Annotated in this window: 18 protein-coding genes; 8 read left to right on the forward strand and 10 right to left on the reverse strand. The window is 70.4% G+C overall.

From position 1 onward, the window contains the following. The first annotated feature begins 36 nt into the window (after positions 1-36). Positions 37-318 carry a hypothetical protein gene (locus tag ACQP2O_RS00845; RefSeq protein ID WP_433179195.1) on the forward strand — a complete coding sequence of 94 codons (282 nt, stop codon included), beginning with the start codon at positions 37-39 and terminating at the stop codon, positions 316-318. Between the two features lie 81 nt (positions 319-399). Here the strand turns inward: ACQP2O_RS00845 and ACQP2O_RS00850 are convergent, their stop codons facing one another. After that, entirely contained in the window at positions 400-675 is a 276-nt protein-coding gene (locus tag ACQP2O_RS00850) for a hypothetical protein (RefSeq protein WP_433179196.1), read from the reverse strand. 173 nt (positions 676-848) lie between these two features. Between ACQP2O_RS00850 and ACQP2O_RS00855 the strand changes: the two genes are divergently transcribed. Next, complete coding sequence (locus ACQP2O_RS00855) at positions 849-1,355, forward strand: hypothetical protein (protein WP_433179197.1); 507 nt, start codon at positions 849-851, stop codon at positions 1,353-1,355. 486 nt (positions 1,356-1,841) lie between these two features. Here ACQP2O_RS00855 and ACQP2O_RS00860 read toward each other — a convergent pair whose 3' ends face one another. Continuing rightward, complete coding sequence (locus ACQP2O_RS00860; protein ID WP_433179198.1) at positions 1,842-2,324, reverse strand: hypothetical protein; 483 nt, start codon at positions 2,322-2,324, stop codon at positions 1,842-1,844. Between the two features lie 280 nt (positions 2,325-2,604). Continuing rightward, positions 2,605-3,363 (reverse strand): DUF2613 family protein, encoded by a 759-nt coding sequence (locus ACQP2O_RS00865; protein ID WP_433179199.1) that lies wholly within the window; start codon positions 3,361-3,363, stop codon positions 2,605-2,607. A 277-nt stretch (positions 3,364-3,640) separates the two neighbouring features. On the opposite strand from ACQP2O_RS00865, the gene ACQP2O_RS00870 reads away from it, so the two are divergent. Next, a complete protein-coding gene (locus ACQP2O_RS00870) occupies positions 3,641-3,844 on the forward strand; it encodes a DUF1737 domain-containing protein (RefSeq protein ID WP_433179200.1) in 204 nt (67 codons plus the stop codon). 104 nt (positions 3,845-3,948) lie between these two features. Here the strand turns inward: ACQP2O_RS00870 and ACQP2O_RS00875 are convergent, their stop codons facing one another. Next, positions 3,949-4,980, reverse strand: coding sequence for a CHRD domain-containing protein (locus tag ACQP2O_RS00875; protein WP_433179201.1), 1,032 nt, complete (start codon positions 4,978-4,980; stop codon positions 3,949-3,951). Between the two features lie 158 nt (positions 4,981-5,138). Between ACQP2O_RS00875 and ACQP2O_RS00880 the strand changes: the two genes are divergently transcribed. After that, positions 5,139-5,603, forward strand: coding sequence for a COG4315 family predicted lipoprotein (locus ACQP2O_RS00880; protein ID WP_433179202.1), 465 nt, complete (start codon positions 5,139-5,141; stop codon positions 5,601-5,603). A gap of 92 nt (positions 5,604-5,695) precedes the next feature. Here ACQP2O_RS00880 and ACQP2O_RS00885 read toward each other — a convergent pair whose 3' ends face one another. From ACQP2O_RS00885 to ACQP2O_RS00900, 4 genes are all read right to left on the reverse strand, one after another. Continuing rightward, positions 5,696-6,388, reverse strand: coding sequence for an anti-sigma factor family protein (locus tag ACQP2O_RS00885; protein WP_433179203.1), 693 nt, complete (start codon positions 6,386-6,388; stop codon positions 5,696-5,698). 188 nt (positions 6,389-6,576) lie between these two features. Continuing rightward, the gene (locus ACQP2O_RS00890; RefSeq protein WP_433179205.1) at positions 6,577-7,398 is read right to left on the reverse strand and encodes a hypothetical protein; all 822 of its coding nucleotides are present in this window, start codon (positions 7,396-7,398) and stop codon (positions 6,577-6,579) included. Next, a complete protein-coding gene (locus tag ACQP2O_RS00895) occupies positions 7,395-8,003 on the reverse strand; it encodes a sigma-70 family RNA polymerase sigma factor (RefSeq protein WP_433179206.1) in 609 nt (202 codons plus the stop codon). Before ACQP2O_RS00895 ends, ACQP2O_RS00890 begins: the two co-directional genes overlap by 4 nt. A gap of 280 nt (positions 8,004-8,283) precedes the next feature. Next, positions 8,284-9,246 (reverse strand): aldo/keto reductase, encoded by a 963-nt coding sequence (locus ACQP2O_RS00900; RefSeq protein ID WP_433179207.1) that lies wholly within the window; start codon positions 9,244-9,246, stop codon positions 8,284-8,286. A gap of 82 nt (positions 9,247-9,328) precedes the next feature. Here ACQP2O_RS00900 and ACQP2O_RS00905 point away from each other — a divergent pair, with 82 nt between their 5' ends. Together ACQP2O_RS00905 and ACQP2O_RS00910 are read left to right on the forward strand one after the other, a co-directional pair. Further along, positions 9,329-10,198 carry a class I SAM-dependent methyltransferase gene (locus ACQP2O_RS00905; RefSeq protein WP_433179208.1) on the forward strand — a complete coding sequence of 290 codons (870 nt, stop codon included), beginning with the start codon at positions 9,329-9,331 and terminating at the stop codon, positions 10,196-10,198. Between the two features lie 31 nt (positions 10,199-10,229). Continuing rightward, positions 10,230-10,742, forward strand: a complete 513-nt coding sequence (locus tag ACQP2O_RS00910) for a mycothiol transferase (protein WP_433179209.1) — start codon at positions 10,230-10,232, stop codon at positions 10,740-10,742. A 21-nt stretch (positions 10,743-10,763) separates the two neighbouring features. On the opposite strand, the gene ACQP2O_RS00915 is transcribed toward ACQP2O_RS00910, so the two are convergent. Next, on the reverse strand, positions 10,764-11,786 hold the full coding sequence (locus ACQP2O_RS00915) for a sigma-70 family RNA polymerase sigma factor (protein WP_433179210.1): 1,023 nt from the start codon (positions 11,784-11,786) through the stop codon (positions 10,764-10,766). A gap of 314 nt (positions 11,787-12,100) precedes the next feature. Then, entirely contained in the window at positions 12,101-13,099 is a 999-nt protein-coding gene (gene add, locus ACQP2O_RS00920; protein WP_433179211.1) for an adenosine deaminase, read from the reverse strand. 414 nt (positions 13,100-13,513) lie between these two features. On the opposite strand from add, the gene ACQP2O_RS00925 reads away from it, so the two are divergent. Next, positions 13,514-14,338, forward strand: coding sequence for a chaplin family protein (locus ACQP2O_RS00925; protein ID WP_433179212.1), 825 nt, complete (start codon positions 13,514-13,516; stop codon positions 14,336-14,338). Positions 14,339-14,896: 558 nt separating this feature from the next. Continuing rightward, positions 14,897-15,907: an NlpC/P60 family protein gene (locus ACQP2O_RS00930; RefSeq protein ID WP_433190904.1), complete on the forward strand. Its 1,011-nt coding sequence runs from the start codon at positions 14,897-14,899 to the stop codon at positions 15,905-15,907. Positions 15,908-16,002 lie beyond the last annotated feature (95 nt).

The following is a 16,002-nucleotide window of genomic DNA, read 5'->3' on the forward strand; positions in this document are numbered from 1 at the left end:
CGTGTCGGGCGACCGGGCCCGCCTAGACTCCAGGGCATGGATCTTAAAGAGGCGTCCTACATGGTCCTTAGCGAGTCCGCTCCGTATCAGGAACTGCGAAGCGTCGCCCAAGCCGCGTATGACGACTTCTCCACCGGTCGCGAAGTCCCCTACATCGCCCTAACCGGCATGCTCACCGAGGCCAGCCGCAAAGGCGTGCTGGGCAAACTCAAGCAGAGATACGGCTACGACACGTTCTGCGACATGGTCTTCGTGCTCGCCCGCGAGACAGATCGCCAGCGGACCATTGCCGGAAAAGCGCCCGTCAGAAGCCGCTAGAGCCTCCGACAGAACAAACACCCCCGGCGGGGGCACTCAGGCTCGGGGGAGCCCCAGGCCACACGTGCTGCAAAGCGGCGTTCAGGGAAGATCACCAGCACGGTTGCGATGTCCATTGGCGGCGTCGAGGATGCGGCGCGCTTCCTCACGCGTTAACAGTTCGATCTCGTGTTCGTCGTCATCGGCCACGGGCGCGTCGATGAGCCGTGCCGCGTTGTGGCCGACCTTGTCGCGTTGGAAGACATCAAACTCCCTGGTCAGGGGTGTTGTGACGGCCTCTTGAATCGGCCACGCACCGGTGGGGTCTTTGCCGTGAGCAGACCCGGTGACCGGGGCGGACTCCTTCCACGTCAGCACGACGACACCGACGAGAGGCTCCTCGTTGGCGAGTACGGCCGCTGCCTGCCCTACGATCTGATGACCTTCGAGGAGCGCGACCAGGTCGACGCCGAGCGCACCGACGCGATCCGAGAGACCGTGTCCAGCCTGCCCGCACGGCCCGGTACCCGACGCTAAGGAGCCCCCCAACCGTGAAGATCATCGACCGCGTCAAGTCGTACATCCGAGAGAAAAAGGGAAGCGACCCTCGCTCGACCGGCAACCCGCTCGACGGAGCGGCCGACCCCGCCCCGGTCACCGAGTCGGTCACCGAGCCGGCCGCGGAGTCGGTCACCGAACCGGCCGCCGAACCGGCCGCCGAACCGGCCGCCGAACCGGCCGCCGAACCGGCCCCCGAGCCGGTCGCGGAGCCGGTCGCGGAGTCGGTCACCGAGTCGGCTGCGGAGCCGGTCGCGGAGTCGGTCACCGAACCGGCCGCCGAACCGGCCGCCGAACCGGCCGCCGAACCGGCCGCCGAACCGGCCCCCGAGCCGGTCGCGGAGCCGGTCGCGGAGTCGGTCACCGAGTCGGCCGCGGAACCGGTCGCCGAGCCGACCACGGCGCCCGCCGCGTGCCCGCGCTGCGGCGCGACCGGCGAGGCGCCCTGCACGACCCCGTCCGGCAAAGCCACGAAGACCCACAAGGGTCGCGAGCAATGAGTTGCGGTGCTGCAGACTTCCGGACGGATCCGCGGGTCGACGCTGTGCGTGTGGCGTACTCGTCGAACACGCAGGTCGACCGCGTCCGGGTCCGCAGCCATCTGGAAGGGAATGCGTAGGCCCAGGCGATCTCTGCCGGACACGTGGGTGGTCCCAGAACTGCTCACCTGTGCAGACGCAGACGTCAACGGACCTTGGCGATGAACGGCGGAAGCTCGTTGGACTAACTGCTGATGCGGTTTGGGTTTACCGCCCATCCAGGGTTTAAATCCCCGAGCCTCCGCCCCATGATCAGGGCCTTCCCCAGCCGATGGCTGGGGAAGGCCCTTGATCGTCTCTGGGGCGCGAACGGCTTCCGCGTGAAGACCCGCGCGTGTCGGCGCGGCCGAACCACACGCGCTGAGGGCCCGGAGCGGAGATGTTCCGGGCCCTCAGCGGGTCAGGTGAAGAGCCGACCTCGTACGGTCGTCAGGTCCGGCCGGTCACTCAGGGGCAGATCTTCCTCGACTTCGAGCCCGCGTGCTCCCAGCGGAGGATGCCGTCGACGTTGTAGGCGAGCGTCTCCGACTCGACCTTCCACTTCTGGCACTTCGTTCCTGACATCTCGCCCGAGACGAGGTTGTAGAGCGATCGCTTGCCGTGCCTGGAACCGGCGTCGACCTTCTTGCCGTTCCGGTAGAGCGTGAGGCGGTTGTCGATGCGGGCGACCGGGTTGGCCTCGTTCGCACACTTGATCGTTACTCTGGCCTGTACGACGGTGGTCCGGACCGGATGCCAGATCTTGGCGCGGAGCTTGCAATGCGCGGGCTTCGCCTTGGCGGCGGCCGGGGCGGCCTTCACGGCGGAAGCGGAAAGGGTGGGGGACTTCGCCGGGACGGCGGACGTCTCCGCCTGTGCGGTGCCGGCGCTGAGGAACGCGATCCCGGACAGGGCTGTGGCCGTCAGAAGCCGAATACCGATCCTGCTCATCTTCGTCCGTCCTCTCGGTATATTCACAAAACCGTGTTCTCCGTGAGTCGACCTGGCGGCGCGGGCAGCGGAAAAGCGCGTCCTTTCGGGTTTTTGTGAGTCGGGCGTCGCAGGCCGGGGGCAGCGGAACGCGATCACTATTGCGTGGCGTCGCCGCGTCGGGCAACCGATCGGGAGCGCATCTCCGTCCAAAGATTGTCCGGCTGGACATTGGACAATGAACGGCCTGGTCAGAAGACTCGTGGCGGCATCGGCCGCCGCGTGTGGAAGTCGGCGGACGTCACGGATTCCGGACGCGGACGTCGAGGAATATAGGGTTCTTCTCGGTGAGTAGCAGGCGCTGATCCGCATCGGTCATCTTCCAGAAGACGCGGCACCGTACGGGTGCGGCCGCCGCGCGAACGCGCACCGAGACATCGACCGAGTTCCCCGGGTAAACGGTCGGAATCGGAACCATTCTCGGTGCCTGGCAGGGACTCTGGCCGATCTGCGTCAGATACCGATTCCGCCAGCGCACGCCTCCGGTGTTCCGGATTCGCCATACTTTCGTGAAATAAGCCCCCGCGTTCACAGCGGTGCCATCCGGGTAGGTGACGTCACCTTCGAATCGGGAATTATCGCCTGCTTCGGAGGTGGTGGGTTTCTGCGTCGCGGACGATCTGGCTACGGCCACGAAAACCGCCACTCCGGAGATCAGAATTCCGGCGACCGTCGCCGCGACGATGACGACGGGACGCGACCGGCGGGGAGCCCGAACGGGCGTGTCGTCGGATTCGGTCCCGGCGTCGGACTCCCGGGCCTGCTCCCAGCGCAGCCGCCACTCGTGCTCGGCCTCTTTCGCATCCCGACCCAGGGTGTCCACGGCGAGGACCCGGACGAACTCCCAGGTCGTCCCCCAAGACGGCAGGTCACGTCCGCGGGCCGCGGCGGCCAGCGACGACTTCGACGCGGCCGCTCCCAATCGGGAGGACATCTGCGCGAACGAAGGATCGTCCGCTCGGAGCTTCAGCCGCCACAGTTGATCCGCGAACGCGGCCACGGGACCGTCCTGTGGATCGGGTCGATCCGGCTTGCGTCCCCGTCGCGCGCCCGCGTCGTCACCCTGCACTCCCGCTGGTTCTCCCACGCTTCCGACCGCCTGTTCGAACTGCGACCCCACGGCACCGTCCCCGTACATGACGGGGCATCAAAGTTCGGTCTACCGACTTCCGGTGCATGATGCCATACGGTGACGTATGGTGGTGCCTTGGTGACAGGAGGGCCTGGAAGGGTCCAGGGCAACGGAGTGCCGGCGAGGAATGGTTAGCCTGCTTCGCATGATCGATGCTGACCAGCCGCTCCCTTATCGACTCCTCACCGGCCCGGATGACGCAGAGTTCTGCAAGAGGGTCAGCGAAGCCCTTGAACAGGGCTACGAACTCCACGGTTCGCCTGCGGTGACATTCGACGGGCAGCGAGTGATCGCCGCTCAAGCCGTGGTCCTCCGATCCGATCGGAACACTCGCGATGCCGTCGACTGAGCCGGAGCCTGCCGCGCTCACCGTCAGGGGAAAGCGGCGACTCGCAAGATCACGTGCGAGAGCGCCCGGAGGGGCTTCCGGGCGCTCGGCGACTCAGGGGTTCGTCAGGAGAAGAGCTGGCCGCGTACGGCACCGCCGGGGAACTCGGCGCTGTGCAGGTTGGCGTAGAACGCGGACGGGTTGGCGCGGATCTCGCCGACCACGGCCGGGTCGATCCCGGTGGCGGTGCCGGAGATCGCGAACACGTTGCTGGGAACGGGCGTGGTGAACAGCGGGACGACGACCGGGCCGTTGACGCCGAACGCGCCCTTGTGGATGTGGCCGAGGGTCGGGGTGACCCCGACCCAGGCGAAGGAGTAGCCGACCCGGTTCCCCTGCGGCCGGATGAACGCGACGGCGCGACCGTCGGGGTCGCCGACCTTCGGGCCGCCCGCGACCGGCACCTCCTGGTCGCCTGCGAGGAAGGCGCGTGCTCCGCCGCCCTTGAGCAGGGACAGCAGGTCGGCCGAGCGGTTCAGGGGAGTGAGCTGCCCGCGTACGGCGCCGCCGGGGAACTCCTTGCTGTGCAGGTTCAGGTAGAAGCCCGACGGGTTGGTGCGGAGACCGTCCGCGACGGCCGGGTCGGTGACGGTCACGGCACCGGCCGCGGCGTCGGCGGTGTCCGGCATCGGGCTCGTGAACAGGGGCACCTTGACGTCGCCGTTCGTTCCGGCGACGCCCTGATGGATGTGGCCGAGCGTTGGGGCGCCGATGTTCTTCCAGCTGAAGGCGAAGGTGATCCGGTCGCCCTGCACCCGTACGACGCCGGTCGCGCTGCCGTCCGGGTCGCCGACGGCCGGCTTTCCGGCCACCGGGACCTCGTTGCGCCCGGACAGCCGGGCGGCCAGGAACACCGGCGTCTGACGGGCCCGCGCGATCGCGGCGTTCAGGTCCGGTTGGGCCTCCGGGGCGCTACTCGCCGCTGTACTCGGCATGTTCATGCCCGGCATCCCGGGCATCGACGGCCCGGGTGTCTGGGCGGACGGCGAACCGTACGCGGCAGGGTTTCCGGAGTCGGCCCGGGCGGCGGTGGTGCCGAGCGCGCCGAGGGCGAGTGCCATGGCCGGGACGGTGACGGTGACGGTACGAATGCGCATTTTTCCACTCTCCGATTCGCTGATTCGTCCGGGAGTACGTCGGCCGTCGGCCGCCCGGTTCAACGAGGAACAATTTTTTTCGCATTGAACCCTCCCCGGCTCCGCGTGCGTACCGCATGCCGACACGCAGATCTCGGCTATGTCAGGGAGCAGTTCTCATGCGCGCACGATTCGCCGTCCTCGGTACCGCACTCGCCCTCGGTCTCACCGCGTGCGGTGGCGGTGGAACCGAAGCCCAGCACCACTCCGCCGCCTCGGGTGATTCGGCGGTGAGCGTCAAGGTGAGCCAGTCCAGTCTCGGTCCGATTCTGACGGACCGGAAAGGGCGGACCCTGTACGCGTTCGCCAGGGACAAGAACGGCGGCAGCAGCTGCACCGCGGACTGCGTCGCCACCTGGCCGGCGCTGACGAGCCGGAGCGCGGTGACCGCCGTGAGCGGCGCGAACAGCGCGCTTCTCGGCCAGACCCGCCGCGCGGAGGGCGCGACGCAGGCCACGTACGGCGACTGGCCGCTCTATTACTACGCCGGGGACATGAACGCCGGAGACGTCGACGGCCAGGGCGTGGACGGCGTCTGGTTCGCCGTGGGCGCCAACGGAAAACTGGTCAAGGCCGCGCAATAGCGATCGGAGGCAGGGTACAGCTCAATCGATCGCCGCGAAAGCCGGGTAATCAACCCGGCTTTTTCGCGTTCTCTGCGATACGAGCGGTTCGGTCAGACCGGTATCCGCAGGAGCGTTCCGCCATTTTCGATCGATACGTCGAAACGGACGATCTGCGAACGCTGAGCGGCGGTTCCGCCGTGCACCTGAAGATGCGCCGGGGCACCCGGAACGCCATATCCCTTCGGTGGGACCGCCCATTCCGTCACCACACTCCGCTGCCCGGAGCGCGTCACGGCCACCAGCCGGCAGGTCAGCGGTCCCCGGACACCGGCCAGGTCCAGCGCCACCATCGTCCCCCACGGCCGGCCGTCGGTCGCCACCGTCCCGCTCGCGTGGGTGACCGGGTCGGTCGCGGAGTGGCGTTCGCCACTGGCCAGCAGGTCCGCCGCCGGACTGCCGTGGTTGTGCGCCGGGGCCGATGGGTTCGTAAGAACCGCGCCGATCGTGACACCGCCCGCGACGATGGCCGCTCCCGCGGCCACCCCGATGAGGAGAGTGCCGCGCCGGCGGCGGCGCGCGGCCTGGCGCCGACGGCTCAGCAGGTCGGTGACGCCCTCCGGTGACGCACCGGACGCGCCGTCGATCGGGGCGACCCCCGTGAGCAGGGTGCGCATGCCGCCGAGGCTCTCGACCTCCGAGCCACAGGACGCGCACCCGGTGAGATGCTCCTCGAACGCGCGGCGATCGTCCTCCTCGAGGAGGCCGAGCACGTACGCGCCGACGTCGGTGTGCTCGACGCTCAACCGGCCACCTCCCCGTCTGTGCGGCACGGCGCCGCCTCGACGCCCGAAGCACCTCATCGGCCCTGTCCCTCACCGTATCCGTGGATGGGCCGGACACCCAGTGCCGGTCACAGACGGAAGGCTCCCCACACCCGTGACAGGCGAAGGGCTCCCCGCATCCATCACAGGCGGAGGGCGCCCAGCACCCGTCACAGGCGGAGGGCGAGCAGCGTCCGCCCGTCGTTCGCGACGACGTCGAAGCGGGCGAGGTCGGCGCGGGCGACGGCGGTGCCCCCATGGACCCGAAGGTGTTCCGGAGCGCCGGGGACGCCGTAGCCTCGCGGCGGAACGGCCCATTCCGTCACCACATGGCGGTTCCCGGTACGCGTCACCGCCACCAGCTTGCAGGTCAGCGGGCCGCGGACACCGGCCAGGTCCAACGCGACGTTGGTGCCCCAGCCCTTGGTCTCCGTGGCGACCGTCCCCCTCACCCCGGTCCCGGCGTCGACGCCCGAATGGGTCTCGCCCCTCGCGAGCAGGTCGGCCGCCATGTTCTGGTGATCCTCAGCGTGAACGGCGGTCCGCCCCTGGCCGGCGGTGGCGGCGCCGACCGTGGCACCACCCGCGACCAGCGCGACCGCGGCTGCGGCGCCGAGTGCCGCGATTCGCCGGTGGCGGCGCCGCGCGGCCGTCCGGCGATGACGCAACATCTCGACCAGACGGCCGTCCGATTCACCACCGCCTTCCGTACGGCCGTCGTCGTCCGTACGGCCGTCGTCGTCCGTACGGCCGTCGTCGTCCGTACGGCCGTCGTCGTCCGTACGGCCGTCGTCGGCCGGCCCGGCCTCGCGCAGCAACTCGTCGGCCGGCTCGGCCTCGCGCAGCAGCGTGGCCAGGCCGCCGAAGTCACGCAGCTCCTCCGTGCACAGGGCGCAGGACGCCAGATGGGTGTCGAAGGCGCGCCGGTCGGGCTCCTCGAGCAGGCCGAGAGCGTAGGCGGCGACGTCGGTGTGCCGAATGTCGGCGGTCATGCCCGCAGCCCCCTCTCCTCCAACGCAAGCTTGAGCGCCCGCAAGGCGTAGTACGTGCGTGACTTGACCGTGCCGACCGGGATGCCGAGGACCTCGGCGGCCTCGTTCACGCTGCGGTCCCGCAGGATGGTCTCGGTGAGGACCTCCCGGTGGGCCGGTGACAGGGCCTTGAGCGCCTCACTGACGACCACCGATCGCAGCAGCTCCTCCATCCCGTCACCGACCTGCAGCGTCTCCAGCGGTCCCTCCCCCGCTTCACTCGGCCGCGCCGCCTTGCGGCGCCGGTCGTCGATGACGATCCGGCGCGCGACCGTCGCCAGCCACGGCATCAGCGAGTCGCCGTCCACGTCGAGCCGGTCGATCGAGTTCCAGGCGCGGATCATCGTCTCCTGGACCACGTCCTCGGCCCACGAGCGGTCGCCGCCGACCTGCCGGAGCACGAAGGACAGCAGCGGGCGGTGGTACTCGCGGTAGAGCTCGGCGATGACGAGGTCGTCGGCCGGTTCGGTGACCGACCGGGCCCGCCGGGTCCAGGCCCGCAGCCCGCGCGGACGGGCGGAGTCATCGGGGACCGGGCGCGGGGAGGGCGGTATCTGCTGCCGCATCGTCGGATCTCCCCGTCATGGACCGTACGGTCCGGTGGGGCATGACCCGCGCCCATGCCACGCCAGTGCCCGGACCAGAGGCGACCGGGAGGATCCCGGCCGCCCCGCCCCCGACGGTTCGACCCCTGCCCGGCCGGCCCATGGCCGTACCACTCCTGCCTGTGCGGCCATGGGCCGTCGAGTCATGGCGATTCCTGCCTTCCAGGTCCACTGTCGGCAGGAAGTACGCGCGTGCCCCTCGGCAGGGTTCAACCGATTCGGGTCGGGCTGAACCTAGGGATCAGGAACGGGTGATCTCGTCGAGGGTGTCGAGGTCACTCGGCTCCGGTGTCCAGTTTCCGGCTTCGACGTTGCCACGGACCTGGTCAGGCGAGGTGGCGCCGGCGATCACCGAGGCCACGGCGGGCTGGGCGGCGAGGCCGCCGATGGCGACCTGGAGCATCGACAGGCCGCGCTGGTCGGCGAAGCCGCGGATCGCCTCGATGGTGTCCCAGTCGGCGTCGGCGTGGACCGAACGCTTGCTGTCGCCGATCCGCGTACCGGCCGGTGGCTGCTCGTCCCGCCGATACTTCCCGGTGAGCAGGCCGTTCGCGAGGGGGAAGTAGGGCAGCATCCCGACGCCGTACGCCTCGCAGGCCGGAAGCAGCTCGGCCTCGGGGCCGCGGTGCAGCAGGTTGTAGTAGTTCTGCGCGCTGATGAACCGCGCTCCGCCCCCGGCGCGGGCGGTGTACTCGGCCTCCACGACCTGCCAGCCGGCGAAGTTCGAGGAGCCGATGTAGCGGACCTTGCCCTCGCGGACGAGCTCGTCGAGGGCGGCGAGGGTCTCCTCGATCGGGGTCACGCCGTCCGGTGCGTGGTACTGGTAAAGGTCGATGTGGTCGGTGCCGAGCCGCCGCAGCGACGCCTCGACCGCCTTGCGGATGTAGCGGCGGGAGCCGCGCGCGCCGAAGTCGGGGCCGTTGGCGCCGTGCATGTCCATGCCGAACTTCGTCGCGACGATCACGTCGTCCCGGTGGCCCGCTAGGCAGCGGCCGAGGATCTCCTCGGACAGGCCGCCACCGCCGTAGATGTCGGCCACGTCGAACAGGGTGATCCCGGCGTCGAGTGCGGCGTCGATGACCTCCTGGCTGCCTTCGACGGTCTGCGTACGGGTTTTGGCCCGGCCGAGGTTGTTACAGCCGAGACCGACGACGGAGACCATGAGACCGGAGTCGCCCAGCGGGCGGTAAGCCATATCGGACATGACCGTGAGCCTATTCGAGCACTCCGTCGCGGGACGTGGTCGCCGGGTGTCGGGATCGGAGATCGACCGGCATCATCGACCCATGGACCAGGAGGACGGGTACCTGTTGGACAACCGGCGGGCCGAGGCCGGGGTCCGGTTCGACGCGCTGGCGGAGCTGTTCGACCCGTGGACGTTCCGCCACTTCGACGACATCGGCGTGGCCCCTGGCTGGAGCTGCTGGGAGGTGGGGGCGGGCGGGCCGTCGGTGCCCCGGTGGCTGGCCCACCGCGTCGGCGAGCGCGGCCGGGTTCTGGCGACCGACATCGACGTCTCATGGCTGCGGGACGCGCCGGGAGGCCGACCGGGCCGGGAGGTCGGGAAGAACAGGGTTGGTCGGCCAGAGAACAGCCCTGCCGTGGAGATACGTGCGCACGACGTCGCCCGCGATGAGCCGCCCGCGGAGACGTTCGACCTGGTCCACGCCCGCCTGGTCCTCGTCCACCTCCCCGACCGCGACAGGGCGCTGCGCTCGATGGTCGACAGCCTGCGCCCCGGGGGCGTGCTGCTCATCGAGGACGCCGATCCGGCGCTGCAACCGCTCGCCTGCCCCGACGAGCACGACGGCCCGCAGCGACTGGCCAACCGGATCCGGGCGGGCTTCCGCCGACTGCTGGCCGCGCGCGGCGCCGACCTGGCCTACGGGCGCACGCTGCCTCGGTTGCTCCGAACGGCGGGTCTGGAGGATGTACGAGCCGACGCGTACTTCCCGATGACCTCGCCCGCGTGCGGCGTGCTCGAGGCCGCGACCGTCAGGCAGCTCCGCGACCAGCTCATCGCCCACGGCCACGCCACCGCGGCGGAGATCGATGAGCATCTCGCCGCCATCGCCGCCGGTCACGTCGATCTCGCCACCGCGCCGATGATCTCCGCCTGGGGCCGCCGCCCGGAGAGCGGAATTCCGGGCCGGTGACTCCTGGATCATCCTGGGTAGGACCGTCCCGGTGACGACTGCGAATCTGCTCACCGACGCGTTCGGCCGGATCCGGGACGCCGTGCACCGGGCCGTCGACGGCCTCGGCCCCGAGGAACTGGCCTTCCGCGTCGACCCCGACGCGAACTCCATCGCCTGGCTGACGTGGCACCTCACCCGTATCCAGGACGACCACCTCGCGGACGCCGCCGGCACGACACAGGCGTGGACGTCCCGGGGCTGGGCCGAGCGGTTCGGCCTGCCCTTCGACGTGTCGGACACGGGGTACGGCCACGCGCCCGACCAGGTGGCGGCGGTCCGCGTCGAGTCGGCGGAGCTGCTGACGGGCTACCACGACGCCGTGTACCAGCAGAGCATCACGTACGTCGGCTCGCTGACCGACGACGACCTCACCCGGATCGTCGACCCTTCCTGGGACCCGCCGGTGACCCTGGGCGTACGGCTGGTCAGCGTCATCGCCGACGATCTGCAGCACGCCGGGCAGGCGGCCTTCGTCCGCGGCGCCCTGCTGCGGAGCCGCTGACCGGTGGCCTGTGACGGAGCCCTATCCCGGGTTCCGGAGGCGAGGGAGCGACCTGGGTAGCCCGAACGACGGGAGCACGCTGTTCTCGAAGCGGGTCATGCCGCAGACTCGGTCGCCGGCGAGGGTGAGGACGAACAGGCCGGTCCCGTGGCGGATGCCGGTCGGGGCGCGCAGGTAGGCGCCGAACGCCGGCTGACCGTTGGCTCGCGTCGGAACGAGGTCGAATCTCCGGCCCGCGCCGAAGAGGAGGCCGCAGAAGCGGGCCACGACGTCTCGGCCCTCGTATTCGAAGGGCAGCGGTGGCATGGACACGAAGACGTCGTCGGTCAGAAGGGCCACCAGCGCGTCGATGTCGGCGGACTCGTACGCGCTGACGAACTTCGCCACGATCGCATCCTCGGCGGGCGAGTCGGCGGCGGGAGGCGGTTCGCGGTCGGTGGCCGTCGACCGGCGGCGCTGCAGGCCGGCGCGCGCCCGCTTGAGAGCGCTCTTGACCGATTCAACGGTCGTGTCCAGCATGTCGGCCACCTCGTTCGCGTGGAATCCGAGGACGTCACGCAGGATGAGGACGGCGAGCTGGCGGGGCGGCAGGACTTGAAGCGCGGTCACGAAGGCCAGCGAGATGGATTCGGTCTGCTCGTAGCGGGCCTCCGGACGTAGATCGATCGTCCCTTCGAGGAGCGTGTCGGGGTACGGCTCGAGCCAGGAGACTTCGCCGAGCCGCGTCGGCTCGGGTGGTTCGACCCCGGGGATGTCCCACTCTTTGACCGGGCGTCGACTGGCCGAGCGGAGCGCGCTGAGGCACCTGTTGGTCGCGATCCGGTAGAGCCAGGTACGGATCGCGGCACGCCCGTCGAACCCTCCGAGACCCCGCCAGGCGGCCAACAACGTGTCCTGGAGGGCGTCCTCGGCGTCCTGGAAGGACCCGAGCATCCGGTAGCAGTGCACCTGTAGCTCGCGGCGGTACGGCTCGGTCAGCGCCCGGAACGCCTCGCCGTCACCGGCCCGCGCCCTGCCGATCAGGTCGGCTCTCACCAACTCCACTCTTGCCACCTCTCTCGTGCACCTTGTCGCGCTTCCACTTGTACGGACGCCGGCCGAGGTGCGAAAGGGGCGGTCGCCGAGCGCCCCCTTTCCCGGCGTCGCGGCGTCTAGATCGGTGGTAGCCGGCAACGCCAGCAAAGGAGAGCCGACATGGGAAAGATCGTCATCAGCGAGAACGTCCCAGCGGCAAGAAGTCCATGCGCCTCGCCGGCACCCGCGCCGTCGGTGACGGCCTCGTCCTGCTCACCTACCGAGCCGCCTAGGTACCCGCTGCGCCCGGCGGAAGGCCCTCCGGGCGCAGTCCCCGGCGTCGTTCAGGAGGCGGGTGTGGACAGCCAAGCGTCGATCTCTTGGTGCAGCCGGGCCTTGGTCGCCTCCGGAGCGAACGAGGCGTCGACTCCCGCACGAGACAACGCGGCCAGCACGGTGTCGTCGTACCCGAAGGCGTCACGGACGCGGGCGTACTCCTCCGTGAGGGTCGTGCCGATGATGACCGGGATGTCGGTGCTGATGGTGACCGTCAGCCCGGCGTCGCGTAGCCGGGGCAGCGGGTGGGCGGCGAACGAGGGCACCAGGCCGAGTGCGACGTTCGAGGACGGGCAGACCTCGAGCGGCAGTGCCCGGTCCCGTACCTCGGCGACGAGGTCCGGGTCGCCCAGGACGCGGATGCCGTGGCCGAGCCGATCGGCCTGGCCGACGGTCATCGCCTCGCGGATGCTCGCCGGTCCGCACATCTCGCCGGCGTGGTGCACCAGGCGCAGCCCGGCGTCCCGAGCCTCCCTGACGACCTCGGCGAAGGGGGCAAGGGGGTGGGACTCGTCGCCGGCCATGCCGATGCCGACGACCCCGTCCGCGGCGTGGCGGGCCGCCAGCTCGACGGTGCGCCGGGCGCGGTCCACCGAACGCCGCCGCGAGTGGTCCAGGATCACCCGGCACTCGATGTCGTACGCGGCCTGTCCCTCGGCGAGTCCGTCGAGGACGGCCTCCAACGGCATCTCAGGCCGGCCCAGACGCTCACCGTGCGCGGCCGCCGTGAAGGTGACCTCGGCGTAACGGGTCCCCTGCGCGGCCTCGTCCGCGCAGAACTCCACCGCGATCCGCCGGAAGTCCTCCGGACGGCGCAGGCAGTCGCGGACGGTCGTGCCGAGGTCGGCGAACTCGCGGAAGTCCTCGAACGCGACCGGGCCGTCGCCGTGTCGCTCCGGGACCGGAACGCCATTGGCCGCCCCGATCTCCTGGAGCGTCGCCCACCGGACGGTGCTCTCCAGGTGGACGTGCAGGTGGGCCTTTGGCAGGCGAGCCAGATCGCGCATGCCGCGATCCTAGGAACGACATCGCCGCACGTCACCTCATATATCGCGGCATTCGACCGCCATCGGAGCGGCGTGCCGGGCGGGCACTCGGCGTCGTGGGTCATGGCAACACCAAGGATTCGTGCGCGATAGGGGCCTTGGTCATTGCCGTCCGTTGGCGTTTCCGGCGCGCCGCTGAGCCCGTGCCGGTCGCGTCATGGAAAAGCGCTTGGTCGAGCGGGTGACCCTTTTACGTGGCCATCCGCAGCGCAGTGGCGGCGCGGAACGGCGGTGTTAGCCTTTCGACCGGTCAGAAAAAGACGTGATCGTGCGATCCCGCCGCGCACGTAGCTCGGCGAAAAGTCATTCGCAGCAGGATGGCGGAGAAATCACCCCGCATCAGCATCGAAGAAAACAAACACCCTTGGGGGAACCATGCGTAAATGGACTGTTCGCGCGGCCCGCGCCGTCCTCATCGGAGCCGCGTTCGCGGCGGCCGGGACCGGCATCGCCAACGCCGACACGACGAGCGGCGACCACAGCATCGCCGGCGGCGCGCAGGTCCCGGTGACCATTACCAACCTGCTGGCGGGCAGCCCGATCACCGTGCTCAGCCCACACTCGAACGTCTCGACCGGGAGCACGCAGCGCTACCGCTACAGCTACCACCACCGCAGCAGCAGCATCACGGCCACGTCGCTCGGCGGGTCGTCCATCGGTAGCGGCAACCAGGTCACCGCGCCGGTGACCGCGCCGATCGTCATCTGCGGCAACGCGATCTCCGCCGAGGGCGTCGCCGCCTCGAGTTGCAAGGGCCACTCGTCCATCTCGAGCGGCGCCTCGTCCGCGCAGGCGCCTTCCGCCTGCAACGCCTCGTGCGCCCAGGCGCCTTCCGCCTGCAACGCGTCCTGCGCGCAGGCACCCACCGCCTGCAACGCCGCGTGCGCTCCCGCGGCCGAGGCCCCCGCCGCGCCGGCCTGCCCGCAGGCCTGCGCTCCCGCGGCCCCCACGAAGCCGGAGGCGCCGGTCTGCTCGCAGGCGTGCCAGCAGCAGGCCGGAGCGCCGGCCACCTGCCAGGAGACCTGCGCCCAGCACTCGGCGCAGAGCACCGACATGGCCGGCGGCCAGATCCTCAGCAACAACCAGGCCATGATCCCGGTCACCGCGCCCATCGTGGCCTGCGGTAACTCGGGGGCCATCCGCGGCGTCGCCGCCTCGTCCTGCGACGGGGACGCGTCCATCGCCCGGAACGCCTCCTGACCTGAAGCATTTCCGCCCGGCCGGTCCTCCGGCCGGGCGGTTTTCATTTTTCCGGGCGGGTATTCTGTCCTCGATTGCTCGAATCGCCGGGCGGATCGGGTGCCTGTGTTTACTTGGATCTGACACATCTGAATACCAGGACTGACCTTTCCTTTCTGTGGAGCAGGTCGATATCCAGATGGCGAGCAATGCGCCGAAAAGGGTAATGGTACGTCTCCCTTCTTTCGGGGTATGTGCTGCTGCTGAGTAGCTCGCTCGCCATTTGGAGGATGGTGGATGACGTCGCCTGGTCACGAATATGCTTCGGTCGTAAAGCCGCACGTAGGCTCGGCCGGTCCCGCGTTACTGCGATATCCGGTCATCGGGGTGAGCGTGCTGCTCGCCTTTTGTACGCCCGGCGAGGCGTCGGCCCGTACGGACCGCGGATCCGCGGTGACGGCCGCCGCCCGGCCGTCCCAACGGCAGCTGCGGATCCTGCACGCCTACGAGCACTACCTGACACGAGTCACCGCCCAGCGGGCCGCCGCCCGACGGGCCGTGCACTTCGCCTACCGGCAGATGGGCAAGCCCTACCGATGGGGCGGGGCCGGGCCGCGATCGTACGACTGCTCGGGCCTATCCATGGCCGCGTGGCGGAGGGGCGGGGTGCCCCTGCCGCATCGGGCCGACATCCAGTACCACACGATCAGGCGCAAGGTGCCCATCAACCATCTGCGCCCGGGCGACCTCATCTTCTTCTCCGGCGCCCGCCACGTCGGCATCTATGTCGGCCACGGCCGCTTCGTCCACGCCCCGCACACCGGGACCGTCGTCCAGCGCGGTTCCCTGACGGGGTGGCGACGCCGGGCGTTCGCCGGTGCCGCCCGGCCGGGCGCTCCCGCCTATAGGGTCTGGCCTCGCTGGGTCCGCTCGCTCGCCACTCGGCCACGAAGACGGATCAGCGGATCGATGTCCATCCCGACCACGGCCGCGCCCGGGTCGGTGTCCATTCCGCGCCATCTCGCCCGGGCGGCTTCGGAGCCGACGTCCGTCCCGGCACCGCACCCGAGCACCACACCCACCGCGCCGGCGTCCGCCCCTGCGGCGTCGGCGCCCGCGGGGTCCGCGCCTGCGAGGTCGGCGCCAGCGGGGTCCGCGCCTGCGAGGTCGGCGCCTGCGGGCTCGGCGTCTGCGGGGTCCGCGCCCGCAGGGTCTGCCCCTGCGAGGCCCGTGCCAGCGAGGTCGGTGCCTGCGGCGTCGGCGCCCGCGGGCTCCGCGTCTGCGGCGTCGGCCCCTGCGGCGTCCGCGCCTGCCGGGTCTGCCCCTGTGGGGTCTGCGCCTGCGGGGTCCGCGCCCACGGTGTTGGCGCCCGCGGCGTCTGCGCCTGCGGGGTCCGCCTCTACGGGGTCGGCTCCTGCGGCATCCGCGCCTGCGGGGTCAGCTTCTGCGGCGCCCGTTCCCGTGGGGTCGGCGGCTGCCCCGGCGCGGCCCTCCGGGGGCTCGCCCGAACCGGCCGCCGCAGGGGCACCTCGCACGGCCTTCGCTTCAGGCCCGGCCGATGGGCAGGCCCGGGACGACGGAGCAGAGTGAGGCGGTCATCCGCCGTACGGGCAAGTCGGCGACCGACGTGGCGGGCACTCCGGCGAACGTTTCCGCCGAGTCGCCACGGGGTCCTACCGGAGGCG

The sequence above is a fragment of the Actinoallomurus sp. CA-150999 genome (assembly GCF_050942425.1).
Lineage (GTDB): Bacteria > Actinomycetota > Actinomycetes > Streptosporangiales > Streptosporangiaceae > Actinoallomurus.

Coding starts and splice junctions, on each gene's coding strand:
- ACQP2O_RS00845 (WP_433179195.1), top strand. CDS start 37: ATGGATCTTAAAGAGGCGTCCTACATGGTCCTTAGCGAGTCCGCTCCG.
- ACQP2O_RS00860 (WP_433179198.1), bottom strand. CDS start 2,324: ATGAGCAGGATCGGTATTCGGCTTCTGACGGCCACAGCCCTGTCCGGG.
- ACQP2O_RS00870 (WP_433179200.1), top strand. CDS start 3,641: ATGATCGATGCTGACCAGCCGCTCCCTTATCGACTCCTCACCGGCCCG.
- ACQP2O_RS00875 (WP_433179201.1), bottom strand. CDS start 4,980: ATGCGCATTCGTACCGTCACCGTCACCGTCCCGGCCATGGCACTCGCC.
- ACQP2O_RS00880 (WP_433179202.1), top strand. CDS start 5,139: ATGCGCGCACGATTCGCCGTCCTCGGTACCGCACTCGCCCTCGGTCTC.
- ACQP2O_RS00890 (WP_433179205.1), bottom strand. CDS start 7,398: ATGACCGCCGACATTCGGCACACCGACGTCGCCGCCTACGCTCTCGGC.
- ACQP2O_RS00895 (WP_433179206.1), bottom strand. CDS start 8,003: ATGCGGCAGCAGATACCGCCCTCCCCGCGCCCGGTCCCCGATGACTCC.
- ACQP2O_RS00900 (WP_433179207.1), bottom strand. CDS start 9,246: ATGTCCGATATGGCTTACCGCCCGCTGGGCGACTCCGGTCTCATGGTC.
- ACQP2O_RS00905 (WP_433179208.1), top strand. CDS start 9,329: ATGGACCAGGAGGACGGGTACCTGTTGGACAACCGGCGGGCCGAGGCC.
- add (WP_433179211.1), bottom strand. CDS start 13,099: ATGCGCGATCTGGCTCGCCTGCCAAAGGCCCACCTGCACGTCCACCTG.
- ACQP2O_RS00925 (WP_433179212.1), top strand. CDS start 13,514: ATGCGTAAATGGACTGTTCGCGCGGCCCGCGCCGTCCTCATCGGAGCC.
- ACQP2O_RS00930 (WP_433190904.1), top strand. CDS start 14,897: ATGGGCAAGCCCTACCGATGGGGCGGGGCCGGGCCGCGATCGTACGAC.